Annotated in this window: 13 protein-coding genes; 8 read left to right on the forward strand and 5 right to left on the reverse strand. The window is 44.2% G+C overall.

What is annotated here, in order from left to right; all coding sequences use genetic code 11:
• Positions 1-77 precede the first annotated feature (77 nt).
• The 8 genes from SHALO_RS05260 (at position 78) to SHALO_RS05295 (ending at position 18,380) form a co-directional block, all read left to right on the forward strand.
• Positions 78-9,413, forward strand: coding sequence for a beta strand repeat-containing protein (locus tag SHALO_RS05260; RefSeq protein WP_069477670.1), 9,336 nt, complete (start codon positions 78-80; stop codon positions 9,411-9,413).
• A complete protein-coding gene (locus SHALO_RS05265) occupies positions 9,413-10,048 on the forward strand; it encodes a transglutaminase-like cysteine peptidase (RefSeq protein ID WP_069477671.1) in 636 nt (211 codons plus the stop codon). The genes SHALO_RS05260 and SHALO_RS05265 overlap by 1 nt, the downstream gene beginning before the upstream one ends.
• A gap of 145 nt (positions 10,049-10,193) precedes the next feature.
• Positions 10,194-13,565 (forward strand): transglutaminase family protein, encoded by a 3,372-nt coding sequence (locus SHALO_RS05270; protein WP_069477672.1) that lies wholly within the window; start codon positions 10,194-10,196, stop codon positions 13,563-13,565.
• On the forward strand, positions 13,566-16,046 hold the full coding sequence (locus SHALO_RS05275) for a circularly permuted type 2 ATP-grasp protein (RefSeq protein WP_069477673.1): 2,481 nt from the start codon (positions 13,566-13,568) through the stop codon (positions 16,044-16,046).
• A gap of 3 nt (positions 16,047-16,049) precedes the next feature.
• On the forward strand, positions 16,050-16,940 hold the full coding sequence (locus SHALO_RS05280) for a transglutaminase family protein (protein ID WP_069477674.1): 891 nt from the start codon (positions 16,050-16,052) through the stop codon (positions 16,938-16,940).
• 75 nt (positions 16,941-17,015) lie between these two features.
• Complete coding sequence (locus tag SHALO_RS05285; RefSeq protein ID WP_069477675.1) at positions 17,016-17,288, forward strand: type II toxin-antitoxin system RelE/ParE family toxin; 273 nt, start codon at positions 17,016-17,018, stop codon at positions 17,286-17,288.
• Between the two features lie 5 nt (positions 17,289-17,293).
• Positions 17,294-17,584 (forward strand): HigA family addiction module antitoxin, encoded by a 291-nt coding sequence (locus SHALO_RS05290; protein WP_069477676.1) that lies wholly within the window; start codon positions 17,294-17,296, stop codon positions 17,582-17,584.
• Between the two features lie 28 nt (positions 17,585-17,612).
• Positions 17,613-18,380 (forward strand): hypothetical protein, encoded by a 768-nt coding sequence (locus SHALO_RS05295; protein ID WP_069477677.1) that lies wholly within the window; start codon positions 17,613-17,615, stop codon positions 18,378-18,380.
• Between the two features lie 45 nt (positions 18,381-18,425).
• Here SHALO_RS05295 and SHALO_RS05300 read toward each other — a convergent pair whose 3' ends face one another.
• The 5 genes from SHALO_RS05300 to SHALO_RS05320 are packed head-to-tail and all read right to left on the reverse strand — an operon-like array spanning position 18,426 to position 23,118.
• Entirely contained in the window at positions 18,426-19,379 is a 954-nt protein-coding gene (locus SHALO_RS05300) for a M14 family metallopeptidase (RefSeq protein WP_069477678.1), read from the reverse strand.
• A complete protein-coding gene (locus tag SHALO_RS05305; protein ID WP_069477679.1) occupies positions 19,376-20,329 on the reverse strand; it encodes a M14 family metallopeptidase in 954 nt (317 codons plus the stop codon). The genes SHALO_RS05300 and SHALO_RS05305 overlap by 4 nt, the downstream gene beginning before the upstream one ends.
• Positions 20,326-21,096, reverse strand: coding sequence for a transglutaminase family protein (locus tag SHALO_RS05310; protein ID WP_069477680.1), 771 nt, complete (start codon positions 21,094-21,096; stop codon positions 20,326-20,328). The genes SHALO_RS05305 and SHALO_RS05310 overlap by 4 nt, the downstream gene beginning before the upstream one ends.
• Positions 21,086-21,748, reverse strand: coding sequence for an alpha-E domain-containing protein (locus SHALO_RS05315; protein ID WP_069477681.1), 663 nt, complete (start codon positions 21,746-21,748; stop codon positions 21,086-21,088). The genes SHALO_RS05310 and SHALO_RS05315 overlap by 11 nt, the downstream gene beginning before the upstream one ends.
• Positions 21,745-23,118, reverse strand: a complete 1,374-nt coding sequence (locus SHALO_RS05320) for a circularly permuted type 2 ATP-grasp protein (RefSeq protein WP_069477682.1) — start codon at positions 23,116-23,118, stop codon at positions 21,745-21,747. The genes SHALO_RS05315 and SHALO_RS05320 overlap by 4 nt, the downstream gene beginning before the upstream one ends.
• Between the last annotated feature and the right edge of the window lie 37 nt (positions 23,119-23,155).

Raw genomic sequence — 23,155 nt, forward strand, 5'->3', positions numbered from 1 at the left:
TTAGTACCAAAGTACAATAGTCACGCTTTTGTAATTGCGTTATGATCACATCATAAAATTCTAATAGGAGCATCATCATGGCACATTCAATCGGAACAATCAGAGAAGTCAGTGGTATTGTTATTGCGCGAAACGCAACAGGCGAAGAGCGAGTCTTACATGTAGGCGATAAAGTCAACTTTGAAGACACGATCAGCACTATCGGTGCAGGCTCTCACGTCACGCTATCTTTGGCAGATGGCAGAGAGATCGTTCTCGCGGGCAATGATGGTGTTCTTTTAGATCAAAGTGTCTATGCCGCAGGTGCAGGATTTGGACACGACGCGGTTGTCGCAGGACAGACAATGGACGCGCTAAACTCCAATCAAAGTGTTGAAGACATTCAAGCCGCCTTGCTTGCCGGTAAAGACATCAACCAATTAGAAGCCACTGCCGCTGGTGATACCGCAGCTGGTGGTGCGGGTGGAGGCAATCTCATCTCAGGTTTTGCAACCGCTCAGTATGCGACAGGTGGTGATGAAAGTACCGTTCTTGCCGATCAACGTGCGCTTGATGATGGTGGAGCTGAGACAGCCTTGTTTGCTGCAACCAATGCAGCCCTTAATCCAAATGATTCACCAGTTATTAGCGATGTTGCCGCTTTACAACTCGAAGCACTTGATGGTCAAAACACGTTTAATGGAAGCCTTGTCACTGCAACCGATGCAGATGGCGATACCGTTACATACGCACTTGTCACAGATAGCGTCAGTGTAAATACTGAACTTGCATCAGGCGTAACCGTTACCGTTAACGCTGATGGCACCTACACCGTTACCGGCGACTTCAACGCCCTTGCTGCAGGCGAGAGCGCAACTATCACCTTCCAATATACGGCGAATGATGGACAAGGTTTTGATGGCACCGATGGCAATAATGCAAGTTCTACGAGCGCACCTGCCGCAGTTACCCTTACGATTACAGGAACGAATGACCAACCGGTAGTCAGTGACGTTACCGTTGGAAGTGATGAGAGTGTTACATCATGGTTACTCGGTACATCTGTTAATTCAAATAATGATGATGAAAGTAAGATGAGTAGTACAGATGGTGTTGACCTAGCTACAATCAATGCGTTTATCAGTCCAGAAGGTCTGGTTGAAATCGGAAATCTCTTTACAGAAGGAGATGGTACTAACCCAACTGATGGTTCTGCGATTAAATTTACCGTTAATACCATTGCCGGTGAGACTGTAACCTTTAACTGGATCTTTAACGATGAAGAAGGCGATGAAGCTCCTTATAATGACTTTTCATTTGTTGTCATTGATGGACAAACAATTTCGCTCCTTGCTAGCGTTTCTGATGAAGGCGATACGAATAGTGGCGTCTTTACCTACACATTTACAACAGCAGGAGCCCATGAAATCACATTTGGCGTCATGAACGATGATGACACTGATGTGGATTCAAACTTACAAATTACCTATGTGTCGGGTGGTGAAATTACGAATGTTGAAACCATCGGATATGTAGAACCGCTTGCAACAAATGCTGTTTATGAGTCAACAGACGCAGTAACATCTGTAGAAGATGTGACAACACTCTTTGAAGGTACCCTTCCTGAGGTTCAAGATGACGATGTCAGTGATAGCCATACTTACGCACTAGCACCCGATAGCAATGTAACACTATCTTCTACCGATATTGATACGACTAAAATTACAAATCTTGGAGTTAGCATTGACCCAACGACAGGTGATTATTCCGTCAGTGGAAATTTCAATGCCCTTGCTGCAGGTGAAACTGTCACGATTACATTCCAATATGTGGCGATAGATGATAGCATCAACCAAACCAATGGTGAGTCCAACACGTCTGCCCCTGCAACCGTTACGCTTACCATTACAGGAACCAATGACCAACCTGTTGTAAGCGCTGTTGAAGTGAGTGCAACAGAAACAAATGGTACAGAAACCTTTACATTTGAAGGTGATCTCAAACTTGTAGCAACGGATGCTGACGTCAATGATGGACATAAGTTCTATGCCGTAACTGGCGGTGGCGATATGGGAGACCACGTTATCTACAATGTGGAATCCGATGCGGAGATTACTATCGAGAACATTAGTGTCAATCCCAATGGAACTTACAGTATCACGGGTGACTTCAATGCCTTAGCCGTAGGCGAAACCGCAATAATTACATTCCAATACTATGCCGTTGATGATAGTTCCACACAAGCCAATGGCGAATCCAATACCTCTGAAATTAAAAAGGTCACGATTACGGTCACAGGCACCAATGATGCTGTTCTCATTACAGATGCGACTATTACAGGTAGTGTTATAGAGGATGCTGAAGTAACGACAGCGACAGGAAACGTAGCCTTCTCAGATTTAGATTCAAGTGATACCCATACGGTATCTGTTACTTCACCATCAGCACCAACGTTAGGAACATTAACCGCTGTTATCTCTGATGACAGTACAGATGATGGCGCTGGTAGTGTTACATGGACATACAGTCTGGATAATGCTTCTGCTCAATACCTTGCAGTAGGTCAAATTGTTACAGAAACATATACTATTATGCTTAATGATGGTAAGGGAAGTACTGTAACCCAAGATGTTACGATTACGATTACAGGAACAAACGATAACGTTATCATCGCAACTGCGGATACTGTAGGTAGTGTTACAGAAGATGCTGCAGTAACAACAGCAACAGGAAGCGTAGCGTTTACAGATGTAGACTTAACCGATGAACATAGTGTAACTTCTACTCTCAAATCAACAGACAATTCTAGTACTATATTTGGCACATTTACAGTAGTCGCAACAGCAGACACAACAGGAAGTGGCACAGGTGGCTCCGTTAGTTGGACATATACCATTGATAATACAGCAGCACAACAACTTGCAGCAAATGAGACTGTTACCGAAGTTTATACCATCACCATTAATGATGGTAATAGTACTGTAACCCAAGATGTTACGATTACGATCACAGGAACCAACGACGCGCCTGTAGCAGTTGCCGATACAAACAGTGTCACAGAGCTCGGGGATGATATCTCGAAAATTTTTGCAACAGGAAATCTCCTTGCCAATGATACCGATGTCGACAATGGTGCAGATTTGGACGTTGTTTCTATTAATGGCGTTCAAACACCGGGCGGACACATTTACGTTGCGGGAGAGTATGGTTATTTATCTGTAAATAAAGAGACGGGTGACTATACCTATACATTGTATAAACTATTCGATGAAAATGCCAACACGAAAATTGAAGGTCTTGATGATGGTGAAACGTTGACAGATACGTTTAACTATACCATTAAAGATGAGTATGGAGCTACCTCGACATCAACACTGACTATTACAGTTAATGGAACAAACGATGCTCCAACCATTTCTATTAATACAGGGAATTGGTTTAATGCCAATGATACGGTGTATGAAGCAGGATTACCTAACGGAACGAATGCGTCTTCTAGCTCAGAAATTGCAAAAGGAACCTTTACAATTGGTGATGCAGATGGCTTAGATGATATTAAATCGATTCAAATAGTCACTCAAATATTTGTCATCGATGAAACACATCCTCTATCCTCTCTTATGAATCAAACAATTGATACAACCTATGGCGAAGTAACAATTACAGGCTATAGCAATGGCACTTTTAGTTATACGTATACATTAAAGGACCCTGTAAACAATGTTTTTCCAGTCGATGATAAAACTGGTAAAGACTCTTTTATAGTTACCGTTTCCGATGGTGATAAAACAGATAGTGCAACGGTTACAATTAATATTAAGGATGATGCCCCAATTGCAAAAGCAGATGCTCAAACTGTCAACGAAGATGTCCTAGAAGGATACATTACTGGCAATGTTCTTGGTAATGACAAAGTGGGTGCGGATGGCATCGGTTCTGTAACGTTTAAAGATGCAACAAATAATGAAGTTGTTGGAACATACGGCACACTCTCTTACGACAGTGCAACAGGCGCTTATACCTATACGCTTAATGAGAATGCTCAAACATTAACGCCAAATGACCATCCACAAGAAATATTTACCTATAGCATTACAGATAAAGATGGCGATACCAGTAAGACGTCTACTTTGACCATTACCGTTGATGGCATCAACGACGCACCTGTTGCTACGGTAGAAGATAATTTGAGCGTACATGAAGATGATAGCACTGTTCATGGTCAATTGGTTGCAGATGATATCGACAATGACGATAACAGCGCAACACTTATCTACTCATTGGTCGATGGAAAATCTGTACCCGCAGGATTTATGCTTAATCCAGATGGAAGTTACACCTTTGATGCAACCAATAGCGCGTATCAATCACTCGCTGCTGGTGATAAACAAGATGTTACATTTACATGGATCGCTACAGATAGCCATGGTGCAATGACAACAGAACAAACAGTCACTATTACTGTCACCGGAACCAATGACGCGCCAGTAGCAGTTGCAGATGTCAACAGTGTTAAAGAAGCTCTTTCTGGCGATCATACTACCAAAACAGGTATCGAGGGAAATGTCATTACAGGAACGAATGGTGCAGGCGCTGATAGCGATGTTGACAATGGCACAACCCTTACGATCATCAAATTGGTCGATGAAAATACGGGCACAACCCTTACTGACACGAACTATACATGGAAGGGCGAAGGTTTCCACATCGAAGGTGAATATGGCAATATCATGCTATGGCCAGATGGAAAATATCTCTACAACCTCTATAACGACAGAGATGCTACCAATGAGCTAAAAGAAGGTGAAGAAGTCACCGAAACATTTACCTACACCGTTTCAGATGGAGATGGTAGTAAAGCAGAGACAACGCTTACTATTACCATTACAGGAACCAATGATGCGCCAGTGTTGACCTCTTCTGATGCCCTTGACTTTAGTGTTGCAGAAGATGCCGCTGAAGCGGATGCGGATAAAACTTATAATGGCGATATTGGCATTGCTTCTTTAGCAACCGATGTTGATCATAATGCCGTACTTCATATCAGTCAAGTCAACGATGAAGCTGTTTCGACAAGCGGTTATGACACAACCGTAACATTTAAGTACATCGATAAAGATGAAAATGAAGCAAGCTTTGAATCAAGCTTACATGTAAACCAAGATGGTACCTACACCATTACCAATGAGAGCGATCTCAATCCTCTTCCAGGCGGTGTTAATGCAACTGCAACCTTGAACTTTACGATTGCCGATGAGTATGGCGCAGAAACAGCAGCTAAAATAGTCAATTTGACAATTACGGGCAATAATGATGCTCCAGTAGCAACACCAAGCACATCAAGTGGCAATGAAGATACTTCCATTGCAGTAAGCTTAGGAGGAACCGACGTAGATGGTACGATTGTCTCTGTGAGCGTAACTACTTTACCAACGGCAGATCAAGGCGTACTTTACTTTATGAATGGTACAACACTAACAGAGGTTTCTACTACCACAGTGTTGACACCAGAGCAAGCAGCAAACTTGACCTTTGTGCCAACAGCAAATTTCAATGGTGAAGTGACTATAAGTTTTACAGTAACGGACGATACAGGGGCAACTTCAATATCTGCTAATGAGGTTATTACGGTTATCCCTGTGAATGATGCACCTATTACATCCACAGTCACGCTAACTCCTATTGCAGAAGACAGTGGGGCATATATTATTACCCAAGCCAACTTACTTGCCAAGGCAAGTGATCCTGTGGAGCATGATTCTTTAGTTGCAACCGATCTCGTGATTTCCAGTGGAAAAGGTACATTGGTTGATAATCATAATGGTACATGGACGTATACACCAGCGGCTAATGATGATACGGGCGTAACTTTCAGCTATAAAATCACAGACAATGGTACTACCAATGGTGTATCCGATCCAAAATCGGTCACAGGCACGGCAACACTAGACGTCACTTCAGTCAATGATGCTCCTGACGCAGTGGACAATACCTATGTCCTTAGCGGACTTAGCGGGCAATACTATGCTTATCATGAAGGTACGACCCTTGATGGCTCTAACTTACTTCATGTTAGTCAAGTGGAAAGCTTTATTGCTAAAACAACGCCTGATGCAACCTTTACTGCAACAACACTTAGCTATGGATTGGCAAGTAATGGGGTCTCATCGTTGTTTAGTAATAGTTTGGGAACCACTGGCAATCTAGCGAAATTTTTAGGTACCAATGCGAGTGATTTAAGTGTTAATAGTGACAAAGGTTCGGATGCCATTATTAAACTTAGCGGTTCTATTGAACTTGAAGCCGGTAGCACGTATAAATTTAAAGTCTATTCTGATGATGGCTATGCGATTTATATTGATGGTCATTTGGTCTCCTCTTATGATAATATTCGAGCTCCAGGTTCAACGACCAGTGCAAGTTTTACCGTTGCAACAAGCGGTACACACGATATTAGCATTGTGTACTGGGATCAAGGTGGACAAGCCGTCTTAAAAGTGGAACTCAGCAATGACAATGGCGCTACATACCATGTCCTTTCAGGAACATCCGATGGTCTCTCTTCTTTAGTTACCAATGAAGACACACCGTTGATTATTGCTCCAAGTACACTGCTTGCCAATGACAGCGATGTCGATGGCGATACTCTAAGCATTGTTAGTGTGGCAACAACTGATAACACCCATGGTACGGTAGAGATTGTAAATGGTCAAATCGTCTTTACACCTGATGCAAATTACAATGGTGATGCAACGTTCACTTATACTATTAGCGATGAAAGCCTTACCGATACGGCAACGGTAACATTACATGTAAACTCTGTTAATGATGCACCCGTTGCTATTAATGATATCCTTTCTGCATCAGAAGATACCCCAATTATCTACACTGCATCTCAATTGTTGGGGAATGATACTGATGCCGATAGTACCTCTTTGAGTATTGCAAGCGTTACAAGCGGTAGTAATGGTACCGTTGTACTTAATCCTGATGGTACAGTAACCTTTACACCGAATGCAAACTTTAGTGGGACGGCAGATTTTACCTATACTACGACGGATGGCACAGCGACGTCAAATTCAGCGACTGTTACTGTTAATGTCACCGCAGTAGCTGATACACCAACGGTAAGCATTTCAGGAACAGGTGTTGTTTCTCAAACCATTGATACCACTAATGCTACAACAATAGGAAATGGTTTCACGATTACGGCGCTCCATGCGGATGGTACGGCTAGCACTATTAGCACCAATAGTTCACCTAATGGATTTGGTGTTGCGGGTGCTTCTTCGGGTGCTGACAGTGAAATTGGTTACTTGAATGGAACAGGATCTGAAAAATTGGATGTCTTATTTGATAATGCTGTGACATCCATTAGCGTTTCCATTGCGTATTTAAATTCGACTGAAACGTATGGTGTTTATTTTTACCTCAATGGTGTTCTTGTGGGTTCGACGACACATACGGGGGGAAGTGATAGTGTTGAGGCTGCTGTTACGCTTTCTCCTTCTTCTGGCTCTGCATTTGATGAAGTCGTGTTCTATGCACCTAGCGCGAATGATGATTATTTGATTAATTCTATTACCTTTGATAAAGAGGTTGCTTCCTCAACGGTCACAGTCGATGATACGACAAGGTCAACCGAACTTCATGTCTCTTCTGCTTTGAGCGATACTGATGGTTCAGAAACATTGAACACAAGCATTAGTGGTTTAGGCGAAGGATTTGTCTTAACCGATGGTACCCATACAGCTACAGCGGGAAGTACAGGAATCGTCGATGTTACTGGGTGGACGCTAAGCTCATTAACGCTCACCGCTCCGATTTTAGCTGAGGGAAATTATGTCTTGACAGTGACTGCAACATCGACAGAGGGGTCTAATAATGCTCAGGCTTCTGCAAGAGCAACAATCACAGTATCAGTTCCAGATAGCAGTGAAGTAACCGCAGTCGACGATACGGTGGCAGTTGTTACGACAACATCGACATCAATTGCGGAAGTATCGAAAACATGGAATGATAATGATGGCAATGGCAGTCATGTAAAACTTTCTTCTAGTGATTCAAAAGTAACGTTGTACACAGATGACTCGGGTATCAATAAGACTGTAAAAACAACTTCAAAGAGCTTTAGTGTAGAAGATGACAGTAGTGCAAGTGTCAGCGTTAAAATTACTCAACACAATGCAGAAACGGGAGATACCTATACTGTTAAATTGCTCAACACTGTAGGGGATACAGTAGCATTTGTTACAATTAATAAGTCCTTAAATGTAACGGCTTCTTCGGGTGATTATAGTTGGGATAGCTATACAAAAACCCTATCGTTTACAAATGTTGGCTCAGGAACGTATAACTTAGAAGTTTCTGCAACGAATGTATATAACCAGAATAGCAGCAGTGCGATATCCGTTGATTTTTCGGGTTTAACTATCAAATCTACAACAACAGTTACATCTACTGAAGCTTGGAATACTGTAGGCGCAGAAATAGCAACGCTTGCGGCAGGTGTTGTTGCTATTGTTGGTAGTGTTCTCACCAATGATGCAGTAGGCTCAGAAGGTGCGACGATCACACAAGTAGGTGCTGAAACTTCTAGTGTCAATAATATAATGACACTAGTGGGAGCTCATGGAACATTAGAAATTAACACTGTATCAGGAGATTATACCTATAAGGTGACAGATACTACCGTTCCAACAACTGGAAGTGAGACCTTTTGTTATACCCTTGCACAAGCTGATGGCGATACTGCGACCGCTAATTTGACCTTCAATTTTGCAAGTGGTAGCACTGCAACGACAGGTACACATGGTACAACAGGTGCCGATACCTTGGTCGCAGCGTCTGATGATGGTGTTACACTTTACGGTGGAAAAGGCAACGACACACTTTACGGTGGCGCTGGCAATGATACGCTTTATGGTGAAGATGGCAATGATAAGCTTTATGGCGGAGCAGGCAATGACACGCTTTACGGCGGAAAAAGCGATGACTATCTCAATGGTGGAACAGGCTCTGATAAGCTTTATGGTGACGCAGGTAACGATACCCTTGTTTACGATGCAAATGATAGCATCATCGATGGAGGAGCGGGTACCGATACGCTTCTTATCAACACCGATAGCTCTGTAGATTTGAGCAATGTTGCAGCCATTGCAACGAGCATCGAAGTGATTGACCTTACCCAAGCGAGTGTTGCAGTCACCAATATTAACGTGGATGATGTCATTAGTTTAACGGAAGATAGCACAACGCATGTTCTTAAAATTACAGGCGATGCGAATGATAGCGTCTCAGGTACAGGATTGACAGCATCATCCGATACAACCAATCTCGATGCTGGCTACACACGTTATGAAGGTACCGCCACCGATGGTACAAAAGCGTATGTTGATGTACAAGACACCATTGTGCATACTGACTTTCATTAATGGTTTTTAAAGTCATCCTTGGCTTTATGCTTTTACATGTAAGCCTTTTTGGAGGGGAGTTTAAGCTCTCCTCCTCTTTTTTTGCTTCCCTTCACACTGCCAAATCCAAAGCAATTCTTCACGATTACGAGCGTTTTATGAATGAAACCAGCTCCAAACCGTTACATGTAAAGCTTGACGCGGTCAATTTTTACATTAATGCCTTTGTGGGTGCGTATGATGAACAGACCTATCGCAGCGAAGATTATTGGGCGAGTCGTTGGGAATTTTTGGAAAATGGTGGAGGGGATTGCGAAGATTATGTGATTGCCAAGTTTTACACGCTTAAAGATTTGGGCATCGACCCTAAAAAAATGGCACTCTGCATTGTTCAAGACATGGACAATGGAAGTTACCATATGGTGCTTCTCTTTTTTGAAAAACCCCATACTGAGCCACTCGTGCTTGATAATCTCAGCTTCAAGATCTTGCCACTTAGCAAACGTTATGATTTGAAAGTGAAAGAATGCATGAACGAAGAGGGCTATTTTAAACTCGAAAACAGTGAACTTGTGCGCAATCCATCACGCAGAGGGATTAAAAATTATGTTGAGATGCTCACGCGAAACCAAAAAGAGTCGCTTTGGCAGCATTAATGCTTACATGTAAAGTACCCACGCGTTAAAGCAAGACTGAAGAATACTGCTTAATACATAGCCAAACTCCTCACTCAAACCCCTCACTTCATGCTATAATATTTTTACATGTAAAGATTTTTACTTTCTGTTTTAAAGGATTAGTATGTCACTTAAAGTTGTTCTCTCGCATAAAACAGAATACCACTACGACCGCTACGTAGCGCTCTCACCGCACATCATCCGTTTGCGCCCTGCACCGCATAGTCGCACACCCATCGAGGCGTACTCCCTTAAAATAAAACCTGACAACCATTTTATCAACTGGCAGCAAGACCCGTTTGGCAATTACCTCGCGCGCATCGTGTTTCCTGAAAAAACGAAAGAGTTGTGCATCGATGTCGAGATCATCGCTGATCTCATTACGATCAATCCGTTTGATTTTTTTGTCGATGAGTACGCCAGTGAGTTTCCTTTCTTTTACACCAAAGAGCTTCAAAAAGAGCTGATACCCTACCTCGAAGAGAGCGAAGATGGTGAGCTGTTGCGCTCTTTTGTACGCTCACTCGATTGCAAAAAACGCCCCATCATTGACTTTTTGGTCTATCTCAACTCTGCGATCAATCAACATTTAAACTACACCATAAGGTTAGAGCCGGGTGTGCAAAGCTGCGAAGTGACGCTGGGCAATAAACTGGGCAGTTGTCGCGATTTCGCGTGGTTGTTTGTGCAAGTGCTTCGTCATTTGGGGCTTGCGGCACGCTTTGTCTCTGGCTATTTGGTGCAACTCAAAGCCGATGTCACCTCTCTCGATGGCCCCAGTGGTCCTGAAGCGGACTTTACCGACCTTCACGCGTGGACAGAAGTCTACATTCCCGGAGCTGGCTGGGTTGGACTGGATTCGACCAGTGGACTGTTTGCAGGCGAAGGGCACATACCGCTTGCCTGCACGCCTTCATATGAAAGTGCGTACGCGATAGAGGGGCTGAGCGACCAATGCGAAACTGAATTTGTGTACGACAACACCGTCACACGCATCTTTGAGTCACCGCGCGTCACCAAACCGTACCGTGATGACCAGTGGAATGCTATTTATAACTTGGGCTTTGCAGTGGACAAAGCCTTGGAAGAGGGCGATGTACGGCTTTCCATGGGTGGCGAGCCGACCTTTGTCTCCATCGACGACATGGAAGGCGATGAGTGGAACACCACAGCCGATGGCGAGCACAAACGCGCCCTTGCTGACACCCTTTCACGAAAATTACTGAACTCGTTTGCCAAAGGCGGCATGCTCCATTACGCCCAAGGAAAATGGTACCCCGGAGAGCCGCTTCCAAGATGGCAAACCTCCATCATTTGGCGTAAAGATGACAAACCCATCTGGTACAATCCTGAGCTTTTTGCCGATATGAACGAAACGTATACCTACACCAACGAAGACGCCAAACGCTTTTTAGCCAAGCTTTCACTCACCCTTGGCATCAGCGATCAAAACATCGTCGAAGCTTATGAAGATCCACTCTATTACATCGTCAAAGAGTCTGAACTGCCCATCGACATTGACCCGATGAAGTCTGATCTCTCTGATTCGTTAGAGCGAAGAACCATCGCTAAAGTACTCTCACAAGGGCTCAACAAGCCTGTGGGTTATGTGCTTCCACTCAATTATGGCGAGCGTGAATGGATGACATCAACATGGGAATTGCGTAGAGGTTATGTCTATCTGAGTGCAGGAAATTCACCGATGGGACTGAGACTTCCGCTGAGCTCCTTGCCTGAAAAACCCATAGATGCGTTGGCATTGCACCTTGAGCCAGACCTTTTCGCCCCGTATGCAGAGCTTAGTGACTACACAGAAGCGGCAAAAAAGCGTTGTGCAGGAGCAGGAAAAACGAGCATTGAAGCGACGCATCACCGTGAGAAGTTTGTACGCACCGCCCTTTGTACGGAAGTACGCGATGGAAAGCTTTATGTTTTCCTTCCACCGCTCAATCATACAGAATCTTTTTTAGAGCTGATTGCAAGCATTGAAGCCGTGGCGGAATCTTTACATGTAAAGGTTGTTTTGGAAGGCTATGAACCTGCGCATGACCTCAGACTCGATCGCATCAAAGTCACACCAGACCCGGGCGTCATCGAGGTGAACATCCAACCAGCAACCTCATGGAAAATGCTCAGCGATAATCTTTTACTACTCTACAAAGACGCGCGAGAGTCACGTTTGGGCACCGAAAAATTTATGCTAGATGGCAAGCATACGGGCACAGGTGGGGGTAATCACGTCACCATCGGAGCGCTCAAACCCGAAGACAGTCCACTGCTTCGCCGTCCTGATCTGCTTCGCAGTCTCATCACCTTTTGGCAACATCATCCGGGGCTTTCATACCTTTTTTCAGGTGCGTTTATCGGTCCAACTTCGCAAGCACCACGCGTGGATGAGGGGAGAGTGGAAAATCTTTACGAGCTTGAGATCGCTTTTTCGCAAATTGGTGATGATGAAGAGGTGCCATTTTGGCTGACCGATCGCCTTTTTCGTCATATGCTGACCGACATCACAGGCAACACGCACCGAAGTGAATTTTGCATCGACAAGCTTTACTCCCCTGATTCGTCCAGTGGACGACTAGGTATCTTAGAACTTCGAGCGTTTGATATGCCACCTCATGCCCAAATGGCGCTGTTGCAGATGCTTTTAGTACGAACCTTAATCGCAGTATTTTGGAAAAAACCGTACAAACACAAGCTGGTTCGTTGGGGCACACAGCTTCACGATAAATTTTTGCTAGAGCATTACGTCAAAGAAGATTTGCGTGACATCGTAGAATTCTTACAAGCGGAAGGCTATGCGTTTGAGTTAAACTGGTTTGATCCTTTCTTTGAGTTTCGTTTTCCACTCTACGGCATGACGACGATCGCAAATATGAACTTAGAGCTTCGTGCCGCCATCGAGCCATGGAATGTCTTGGGCGAGGAGAGCAGTTCGCAAGGCACAGCGCGTTATGTGGACTCTTCCTTGGAGCGCGTGCAGGTCAAAGTGCAAAACTTTACACCCGAACGCTACACGCTTACATGTAACGCAGTGGCGATTCCTCTAGCACCTACAGGCATGGAAGGTGAGTTTGTCGCTGGCGTGAAGTACAAAGCGTGGGAGCCATACTCCGCGCTTCATCCAACCATCGGTGCGGACACGCCTTTGGTCTTTGATGTGGTCGATACATGGAATAAACGTTCCATCGGGGGGATGACCTACTTTGTAGCGCATCCAGGTGGGCGCAATTACGACACTTTCCCTGTGAACAGCTACGAAGCAGAATCGCGTCGCATCAACCGTTTTTGGGACTTCAACCACACCCAAGGTGAGGTCGAGTACCAAAGCAGTTCGGTAGTTACGCAACACGCAAATTCAGCAGAAGGCAGTGAGCGCACGGTTGTTGTGCATAAACCCAAAGCGCTTAAACAGTTTGTGTTTCAAGAACTGCCGATCAGCAGTGAATTTCCACATACACTCGATCTTAGACGAAAACGGAATACGAAATAGATGAATTTTTTAGATAATTACAGTTCGGCTTCCCAGTTTGATGAGATGCTCGATGAGCAGTTGAGGGTTAGGGAACATTGGCAACCGCTTCTTGCACGCCTTGAATCGATCAGCGCTGAAGAACTTGCCAATAAACAAGCCGAAATCACGTGGCATTTAGAAGACAACGGTGTGACGTACAACGTTTACAACGACCCAGAGGGTAATGGTAACCGTCCTTGGAGTTTAGACCCGATTCCGTTTGTCATCACCAAAACGGAATGGAAAACGATCAAACAAGGGATTAAACAGCGCGCTAAACTGTTCAATCTGATCTTAAAAGACCTCTACGGCGAGCAGAAACTCTTAAAAGAGAACATCATCCCTGCCGAGGTGATTTACGGGCATAAAGGGTTTATTCCTGCTGTTCACTCGTTGGGCTTGATGGAGGATTTTCAGCTCCACTTTTACGCGCTTGACATGGCAAGGGGTCCTGATGGAAAAATGTGGGTCATCAATGATCGCACTCAAGCGCCCTCTGGTCTTGGCTACGCCGTTGAAAATCGCTTGACGATGAACATCGTCTCCAAAGATCTCTATCCCGAACACGCAATCAAAAAATTGCTTCCGTTCATCGATGAGTTTAAAAAATTGTTGAAAAAACTCTCCAAAGGCGACATCACCAAAGCAGCACTGCTAACTCCCGGACCTTTGAGCGAGACCTACTTTGAACATGCCTATTTGAGCTCGTTTTTGGAGATCAACTTGGTCGAAGGCGATGATTTGCTCTCCAAAAATGGTGCGTTATGGCTGAAAAGTTTGAGTGGGCTGAAGCCTATTAACACTCTTTTAAGACGTTTGGATGACCGATTTTGTGACCCACTTGAACTTCGCAGTGACTCAAAACTGGGCGTTGCAGGCTTGGTCGATAGCTTAAGGCAAGGCAATCTTGCGATGATCAATCCCATCGGCAGTGCCATTGTTGAAAACATCGGGCTGAACCCTTTTATGGAGCGCATCTGTCACTATTTTTTAAACGAAGAGCTTTTGCTGCCACAGATCGCGACATGGTGGTGTGGACAGAGCCATGAACTGGAGTATGTGTTGGAGCATTTTGACACGCTCATCATCAAAAAGATTGACCGCACGGAAGCGATTCAGACGCATTTGGTGAAAAAACTCTCCAATGAGATGAAGCAGCAACTTAAAAATAGTATCCTGCAAAACCCTCACCAGTACGTCGCGCAAGAGGAGATCAGCTTTTCAACGACTCCTTTTTACGCCAACGGAAGAATCGAGCCTCGCAACGCCGTTGTGCGTGCGTATGCCTTGAAAAAAAGTGAGAATTACACGGTGATGAACGGAGGACTGGTTCGCGTTTCTGCCTCCAAAGATGCACTCTTGGTCTCCTCACAAAAGGGTGGAACGAGTAAAGATTTGTGGATTTTGGGTGAAGATGACACGGTCGATATGAGCTCTATTTTTAACACATTGCCGTATGTGGATGTCTCGATTCAGACGATGCCCACGCGCAAAGCGGAAAACCTTTTTTGGTTGGGACGCTACCTTTGCCGTACCATCACAACCATTCGCCTTATTCGTTATGTGGTGAAAAAAATGACCAATTTTAGCCGTTATGAAGGGGCTTTGTCGCAGGAATCGCAACTGATTTTAGAAAAATCCTTGACCCATTTAACGATGACGTATCCGGGCTTTTTAGATGAAAAAATTGCGTACAATCAAATGAGTGAAATCGAGTCGCTCATCAAAGACAAGAGCAAACAAGGCGGACTCTCCTTTACGATGGAGATGCTTTTTAGCGCGAATGTCTCGATCAAAAGTCTGCTTGCGATCGAGGCATGGAAACTCTTTGATAAGATGCAAAAGGAGTGGAAAGTGTTTAATCGTAAAATCAACTCTCCGACACAAACGATTTTAAGCGAGCTCGATAAATTTTTGCTCTACCTCGTTGCGTACAAAGAGTTGGTTGAAGAGAGCATGTACAAAGAGCAGGGGTTGATTTTGTATGACATCGGCTACAAGCTGGAATCGGCTCTTTTGACGATTTCCAAAGCGCGCTCGATGCTTTGTGTCAAACATGAAAAGTCCGCAAGCTACGACATTTTAGAAGGCATGCTCAATTCGTGTGAGAGTTTTAATGCGTATAGGACGCAGTATAAAAGCTCACTCCAACTGGACAATGTTTTGGAGTTTTTGATTTTAAGCCCGCAATTTCCAAAGTCGATTGCGTACCTGACGAACGAGCTTTTGGAAGATCTCAAAGCGCTTCCTAAAAGCAAAAAGTATCTCAGTAGCTACGAAGAACCAGCGTTTCAAGCGTTTTCATCGCTTAAACTGACCAATGTTGCAAGCCTAATGCAGATAGAAGAGGGTGGAACGGTGTATCAAAAACTCGATGAATTTTTAGCAAAACTGACGGCGCATTTTTCGCTCTGTTCGATGGAGCTTTCCAAAACCTATTTTTCACACTACGATGAGTAAGTCATGATGTACGAAATCTACCACAAAACCGCCTTCAAATACGAAAGTATCGTCACGTTTAGCCACAACATCGCACGCCTAAAACCCAAAGACACGCCTTTTCAACGCGTGATGGATTTTGGCATGGAGATCACGCCCATGCCGTATGAACAAAGCGAATTTGATGATATGTTTGGCAACCACACGACGCACCTTTTAATCCGAGAAGCGCATGAGTCACTTTCCGTCATCGGTAAGTCTCATGTTGATCTCAATGGTGACGCAATGCGTTTACATGTAAACAATCTTCGCGCGCAAAGCACCTCGTACGAGGCATCTTTAGGCTTGTTGCAACAGTTTGACCTGAACGATCTGGTTGCGAAGCCATTTATGTTTGACTCAGCACTCATTCCCAAAGCGTCTCGTGGCATTGTCGAGTATGCAAAGCGTTCATTCACACCACAACGTAACCTTGTGGACGCCGCACAAGAATTCATGAACCGCATTTTTCAAGACTTCCAATTTGTCGCAGGTTTTAGCGATGTGACCACGCCGATTGAAGAGATTTTCGAGGCGAAAAAGGGTGTCTGTCAAGACTTCGCACAGTTCGCCATCGCTGCCCTTCGCTCCATCGGTCTACCTGCAAAATACATGAGCGGCTACATCGAAACCATCCCAGCAGTGGGCATGCCCAAACTCTTTGGTGCCGACGCATCCCACGCATGGTTTGCACTCCACATTCCTCGCCTTGGCTGGCTAGAACTCGACCCCACCAACAATATCATCCCTGAAGATCAACACATTTTACTAGGGAGTGGCAGAGACTACAACGACGTCGCACCCCTTAAAGGTGTCGTATTAAGCAGCGGACAGAGTGAACTCTCCATCGAAGTGAACGTGCAAAAGATGTTTTAAGAGCTTTACATGTAAAGCCCTTCCTTCATTTCTCCAAGTGTTGCATCGTATGCAACACTGTGCTATAATTCTCTCATGATAAAGTCATTTAAACATAAAGGTCTTCAACTTTTTTTTGAATCAGGGAGTCTCAAAGGTATTCAGGCTGATCATGCAAAAAAACTGAAAATGAGATTAGCGGCACTTGATACGGCAATGCTTATTGAAGATTTAAAGTTGCCTGGATTTGATTTGCATGAACTTGAGGGCACTAAAAAAGGGATTTGGTCTATTTGGGTCAATGGAAATTGGAGACTCACGTTTACCTTTGAAAATGGCGATGTCTGTATTTTAAATTACGAGGATTAGCACTAATGACCATGCACAATCCGCCCCATCCTGGGCAATTTATCAAAGAGGTTTACCTTGATGACCTTCATATCAGTGAGCGAGAAGTAGCGCATAAACTAAGCGTTGCACCTTCTACCTTTCATCGCCTTATTGCAGGCAAAACCAATGTAACGCCTGAAATGGCACTGCGTCTTTCGATAACGTTAGGGCGAACGCCTGAGAGTTGGCTTGTGATGCAGGATAAATACAGTCTATGGATTCTTGGACGCTCGCTTAATCTTGATGCTGTTGAAAAGCTGGATGTACCTGCATAAGCTAAGCAAGGAAAATAAAGGACGATTATTGAAAAAGTATCTGCTCAGAGGATTTGGATTTTTGGGGATTTTGGTGTTTGTTCCTCTTTTTCTTTTGACATTTTCCGATTCTCAAATGGTTGAAAAATCAGCCAAGCATTTTATAGAGTGGAAGCTTCAAAATGAAATCAATACAAAAATAGATTCGATTCAACTGCCTCAATCAAAAATAGTTGAAAAAGTTTTTGGTGCCAAAAGTGAGATGTTGGCGGTCGTTAAACAGAAGCTCAAAGAGGATGCTCCAACCATTTTGACAACGCAACTGGCAAAAATGGCCGATCTGAATTGTGAGTGTCGAACCAAATGGAAAGAACGCTTAAGCGCTTTTGTTGAAGTTGAAATGGCATCATTGGAAAAAGCAAAAGAAAAACTGACTGATTTTATGAGCGGAAAATACATGGAAACCGTTGAAAAACTCACACGAGACATGAGAATTTTCCTCGGACTGAATGGGCTTTGCTTTATCTTTTTATTGCTCATATCGTTTTTGAAACCGCAAGCAACAGAGCATCTCTTTTTACCCAGTTCTCTTCTGTTACTTTCTTCTGCAATATGCTCTTATGTTTATCTTTTTCAGCAAAATTGGTTTTATACCATACTTTATAATGATTATATGGGATTTGGGTATTTAGCCTATTTTATCATCGTTTTTGCACTTTTATGCGACATTGTTTTCAATAGGGCAAAAGTGACAAGCAGGATTGTAAATTTCTTGGCAAATGCGCTAGGAAGCGCATTTACTCTCCCAACATGCTAAGCAATCAAGCTTTACATGTAAACCAAAAACGTTTACATGTAAGCTTTAAAGAGTGTTCTGTGCGGATTCGACTTTGACGATGCGGTAGGCGATGGCGTTTTGGAAGATGAGCGAATAGTCGTATTTACAGGAGATGATGCCATCGCACGGTGAGATGATCGTCTGGATGAGTGTGCCATCGAGTGAGTTAAAAATGCGCGCTAAGGGTTGACCATGCACGACAGAGTCACCGATGTTGGCGAGGGTGTCAAAGAGTCCTGCAGCACTACTTTTGATCGCTTCGATGTCGTTTGGCATGACAAGATTGCCATGTGAGCCTTCAAAGGTTGAGAAGTCGATGAGCTCTTTTTTGACTAAAAAGCGCACGATTGCGTCAAACACTTTGTTCGCTTCATGCTTGCGCAAGACACCTTTTTTGCCTGATATAAGAGAAAATGCTTTGGCATTCCAAACATTCCAGTTATACGTTAAAGAGACCGTGTCATTGGGCGTCTCTTCTTTGACGTGAATAAAATCAAGCCCAAAAGCTCTTGCATCCTCGATGTAGCTCATACCCGATTCGAGCACCTCGACATAAGGAATGCACTCGACGTGATCTTTTCTCGCTTCGAGTAAAATCGCGTAGTCGTAGTTATTGGTTTTTTCAAACAAGCGTGAAGCGATGCGTTGAGTTGTTTCACCTTTGTCATAGCCTGGGAACATCACATCGATGTCGGTGTTATCGAGCGGCCAGAAGTTTTTCCCCATGTTAAAGGAGTAGGGATTGACGGTGGGGATGACGAGAATTTCACCTTTGACAAAGGCGGCATTGGCAAGTTCGTGTTGACGTAAAAAGCGCACCAATTGCGATGCTATCCAAAGCTGATCGATAGCCGTGCCCATCATAGGTCCTACGATGACGCAACTAGGCGTCGTGCCCTCTCTTCCAAAACGAAACCCTTTGACTTTGAGAGGATTGCGACTGAGCGAGCTGATCTCAAATAAAACTTCTTCTTTCATAGGGCGGTGTCCTCTTTGGGGTCTTCAAGTATGCGCGCAAGAAGGGAGCCTTCGTACACGACGGGGTATTCGCGAATGGTAAATAACAAGCCATTGCAGGGGCTAATGAGTGTTTCTTGAATGCGCCCTGAAAGCGGATCGATGATTTCCCCGAGTTTTTCACCTTTTAAAACAGTGACATTGTGCTCTAAAATAGGAATGAAAATCCCTGATTTGGAAGCGTTAACAAAAAAGACTTCCGAATGCAGGTTTGAAACGGTCGTTTTGGTTGTCGGCAGTACGGCTCTTTCGATGATGCCCACGTGTGCGAGCAGGTTTAAAATACCTTTGGTGAGGCTTTGCCCATACTCTTTAGTAATACGCATTCCAACACCCATCTCCACGACCAGCGTTTTGGTGCCAAGGGAGTTCATCGCATGCGCAAAGGTAGACTCCAAAACAGTCACTGCGTCGTGCACCCAAATAAACTCAATGTCGAGTTTTTCCGCTAAGGGGATGAGTTCATCAGCGGTTGAACGACTGATGCGCACTTGGGGAAGTTCACGTAAAAAAATGTTGCTTGCATGAATATCGATGGCAAAGTCACTGCCTCTGACGGTATCGACGATAGCATTTGCCACTTGTGAAGGCAAAAAATCAGCGGTATTGCCAGGGAAATTGCGGTTGAGATCGACATCGTAAAAAGGAAAGCCCCTTGTGATGCTGTCGATGCCCATCGGATTCATAGAGGGGTAAATGTCCACAATGCCTTTGATGCAGTGTTGGTTAGCGTTCAGCCATTTTGCAAGCAGATAACAGACGTATTGTCCTTCGATCTCATCGCCGTGAATGCCCGTGACGATCGAGATGCGTTTGGTTGAGGTGGCAATGTCCTCAGGCGAAAAGCGGTTGCGTCTGAGCGTTAAGGTTTCATTGACAGGTAAGTTGACGTTAAAGACCTCTTCAATCATTGTTCATTCCTCTCAATTCTACCCATGATTTCTAAAATATGCTGACGCTTACCGATGTAACTGCCTCTGTGAATCTGACACTCTGAAAAATCACGCCCATGAGCGATCTTGATGTAAGGCTCATCATGGATGAAGATGCCGCTTTGCGGATCAAGTCCTCTCCAATCTCCATCCATAAACGCTTCCACCCAAGTATGTGTTTTATTGACACCATCAATAAAGCCATTGACAAAACGTGCAGGAATGCCGTTGCTGCGCAGGAGTGCAATCAGCAAATGGCTAAAATCTTGACTGATGCCCTCTTTGTAGAGCAAAAACGTCTCAAGGCCTTTGGCTTTAGGCTCTTCTATGGGTTTAAATTGCTCATAGAGCAGTTGGGTTAAAAAATGTGCTTTGCGAAAGTCCGTTATAGGAAGCTTGAGTGAACGGGAAAAGTCGCGCACATCTTCGCACAAAGGTGCCAATGTAGAGTGTGGCAGATAAAGCTCCACGGGCTCTTTGTCGTGATACACATAAGGAGAGAGTTCTATCTCACCTTCGATGTTGGCTTTAAGCGCACGGTGCGGTTTCCCAAAATAGCCATACACCAAATGGTTTTCAAATCCATCACGTGTTTGGTAATAGGGTATGCCATCGTTAAGACTGAGTTTCCACTCAAGAAGCGTTTGTATGGCATTGGTGTACGGTACCATGCGCAGACAAAAGTGATGGTTGCGTACGGGCTCATCAAACGTGAGCGTAAAATCGTAAGAAAAATTAACTTTCATGCTTTGTGGTCAATGCCTCGAATACTGAATTTATGGTTTGTAATGTTTTAGGTTTATTGCTTGACGAGAGTGTAACACGTTTATGATTTGGGCGAACTTTTTCAGCAATACTGTTAAGCTTTTCCACATCCATCAAAGCCGCTTCAATGCTGTCATAAAGGCGAATATTAAGATCCATTCGCTCTACCACTTTGCCCAATTGAATCAAGGGAGACTCTTTGGCTTCAACGAGTGAAAGCTCCAAATTGCCCCAAATCGCATCAAGCTCTTTGAGCGTACTCTCTAACCAATAGAGCGAAACAGTGCGTTCCTCTTTAGCTTCTTGGTAGGCTAAATAGAGCGCATTGATACGGCTAAACATACGGTTTGAAAGGTGTGAGCGTGTCAAAATGGCATTTTCACGCGCTGCGTTGATCGTGTTGCATAAGCTCGCATATTCTAAATTAAAGACACTTTCTCTCAAAAACATTTGTGCAGAGTCGTACGCAAGTTCGATGCCAAGTTTGGCGTAAAACGCCTTTGCATCATCAAAATCTTCATCTAAAATTTTGTCAAAAAGAGCAATGACCAGACGTGTCATACTCTCGGAGCGTTGAATGTACCTGCCCATCCAGTAAAGATGTTCTGCCGCTTGTGGTGGTATGAGAATCATCTGTGCTCCTTTAAAACCCATGTATCTTTAAATCCGCCACCTTGGGAAGAATTGACGATGTAACTGGTCGGGTCCATCGCAAAACGTGTAAGACCTCCAGGCCAGACAAAAATATCTTCACCGTAAATCGAGAACATCCGAAGGTCGGCTTTGCGAGGTGAAAAGGTACCTGCTTCATCCAAACATTCGATGTCGTAAAACTCAATTACCTCTTGCGCGATGAAGCGTCTAGGCTCTGCGATAATAGCATCTTTGAGCTTTTCACGTTCACTCTTAGTCAGTTGTGAGCCAAACACAACGCCATACCCTCCCGCTTCGGCAACATCTTTGATGACGAGGGTTCGCATATTTTGTAAAATATGGTTGCGATCTTTCTCAAAAAACGCTAAGAAGGTTGGTGCATTTTGCAAGATCGGCTCTTCATTCATGTAATACTTAATCATTGCAGGCACGAAGTAGTAAATGCCCTTATCGTCTGCGATGCCGTTTCCAATGCTGTTCATGAGTGCTACATTACCTGCACGGTACGCTTGCGTGATGTTGGAAACTCCGATCAAAGAGTCTGGATGAAACTCGACTGGATCAAGCGCATCATCATCCAAACGACGGTAAATAGCGCCCACGCGTGCTTTTTTGCCATTGTACGTTTTAAGATAGACTTTGTCTTTCTCCACCACCAAGTCTTCACCATTGGCAAGAATCGCGCCGCTCTCTTTGGCTAAGTAAGAGTGCTCGTAAAACGCAGAATTATAACGACCCGGTGTTAAGATGACATTGATGCCACCCGTGTTGACGTAGTTCATCGCCGCTTCGAGTTTTTTCGGGTAATCTCTTACGTCTTGAATCGGCAGTTTCTCAAAAAATTCAGGAAACACTTTGCGTGTCAGCATACGAAGTGAAAGTGGATAACTCACGCCACTGGGCACTCGTATGTTGTCTTCAAGCACAACCCAACCATCTCCAACGCTGTTTTTCACAAGGTCGATACCGCTGATGTGCACGCGAATGTTTTTCGCCACAGGCGTGTTGGCAAATGCGGGCAGATAAGCTTTGGATGAGAAGACGAATTCACTAGGGATGATGCCATCTTTGAGAATTTTCTGTGCTCCGTAAATGTCTTCTAAAAAAAGATTGAGTGCGTAGATGCGCTGTTGTATCCCTTTTTCAAGGTAGGCAAATTCTGAGGGTGAGACGATTCTAGGAATAATGTCAAAGGGAAATTTGCGCTCTATAAAAGCGTTGTTTTTAAAAAGGTTGAAGTTGATCGCTTCGGTATTCATGTAAGTGAGCAACTCTTGGACGCGGTTTTTATCGATCGTGTTTAAGATGCCTTTAAACGCATCATAGAATGGACTGTTTGACTCAATCATAGTGTACCTTTTGCCCTTTCACCTAAATGTGATGTAA

Origin of the sequence: Sulfurospirillum halorespirans DSM 13726 (assembly GCF_001723605.1) — a bacterium.
In the GTDB taxonomy this organism is placed as follows: Bacteria; Campylobacterota; Campylobacteria; order Campylobacterales; family Sulfurospirillaceae; genus Sulfurospirillum; species Sulfurospirillum halorespirans.

Coding starts and splice junctions, on each gene's coding strand:
- SHALO_RS05280 (WP_069477674.1), top strand. CDS start 16,050: ATGATGTACGAAATCTACCACAAAACCGCCTTCAAATACGAAAGTATC.
- SHALO_RS05290 (WP_069477676.1), top strand. CDS start 17,294: ATGACCATGCACAATCCGCCCCATCCTGGGCAATTTATCAAAGAGGTT.
- SHALO_RS05285 (WP_069477675.1), top strand. CDS start 17,016: ATGATAAAGTCATTTAAACATAAAGGTCTTCAACTTTTTTTTGAATCA.
- SHALO_RS05270 (WP_069477672.1), top strand. CDS start 10,194: ATGTCACTTAAAGTTGTTCTCTCGCATAAAACAGAATACCACTACGAC.
- SHALO_RS05300 (WP_069477678.1), bottom strand. CDS start 19,379: ATGAAAGAAGAAGTTTTATTTGAGATCAGCTCGCTCAGTCGCAATCCT.
- SHALO_RS05315 (WP_069477681.1), bottom strand. CDS start 21,748: ATGATTCTCATACCACCACAAGCGGCAGAACATCTTTACTGGATGGGC.
- SHALO_RS05275 (WP_069477673.1), top strand. CDS start 13,566: ATGAATTTTTTAGATAATTACAGTTCGGCTTCCCAGTTTGATGAGATG.
- SHALO_RS05320 (WP_069477682.1), bottom strand. CDS start 23,118: ATGATTGAGTCAAACAGTCCATTCTATGATGCGTTTAAAGGCATCTTA.
- SHALO_RS05310 (WP_069477680.1), bottom strand. CDS start 21,096: ATGAAAGTTAATTTTTCTTACGATTTTACGCTCACGTTTGATGAGCCC.
- SHALO_RS05265 (WP_069477671.1), top strand. CDS start 9,413: ATGGTTTTTAAAGTCATCCTTGGCTTTATGCTTTTACATGTAAGCCTT.
- SHALO_RS05260 (WP_069477670.1), top strand. CDS start 78: ATGGCACATTCAATCGGAACAATCAGAGAAGTCAGTGGTATTGTTATT.
- SHALO_RS05305 (WP_069477679.1), bottom strand. CDS start 20,329: ATGATTGAAGAGGTCTTTAACGTCAACTTACCTGTCAATGAAACCTTA.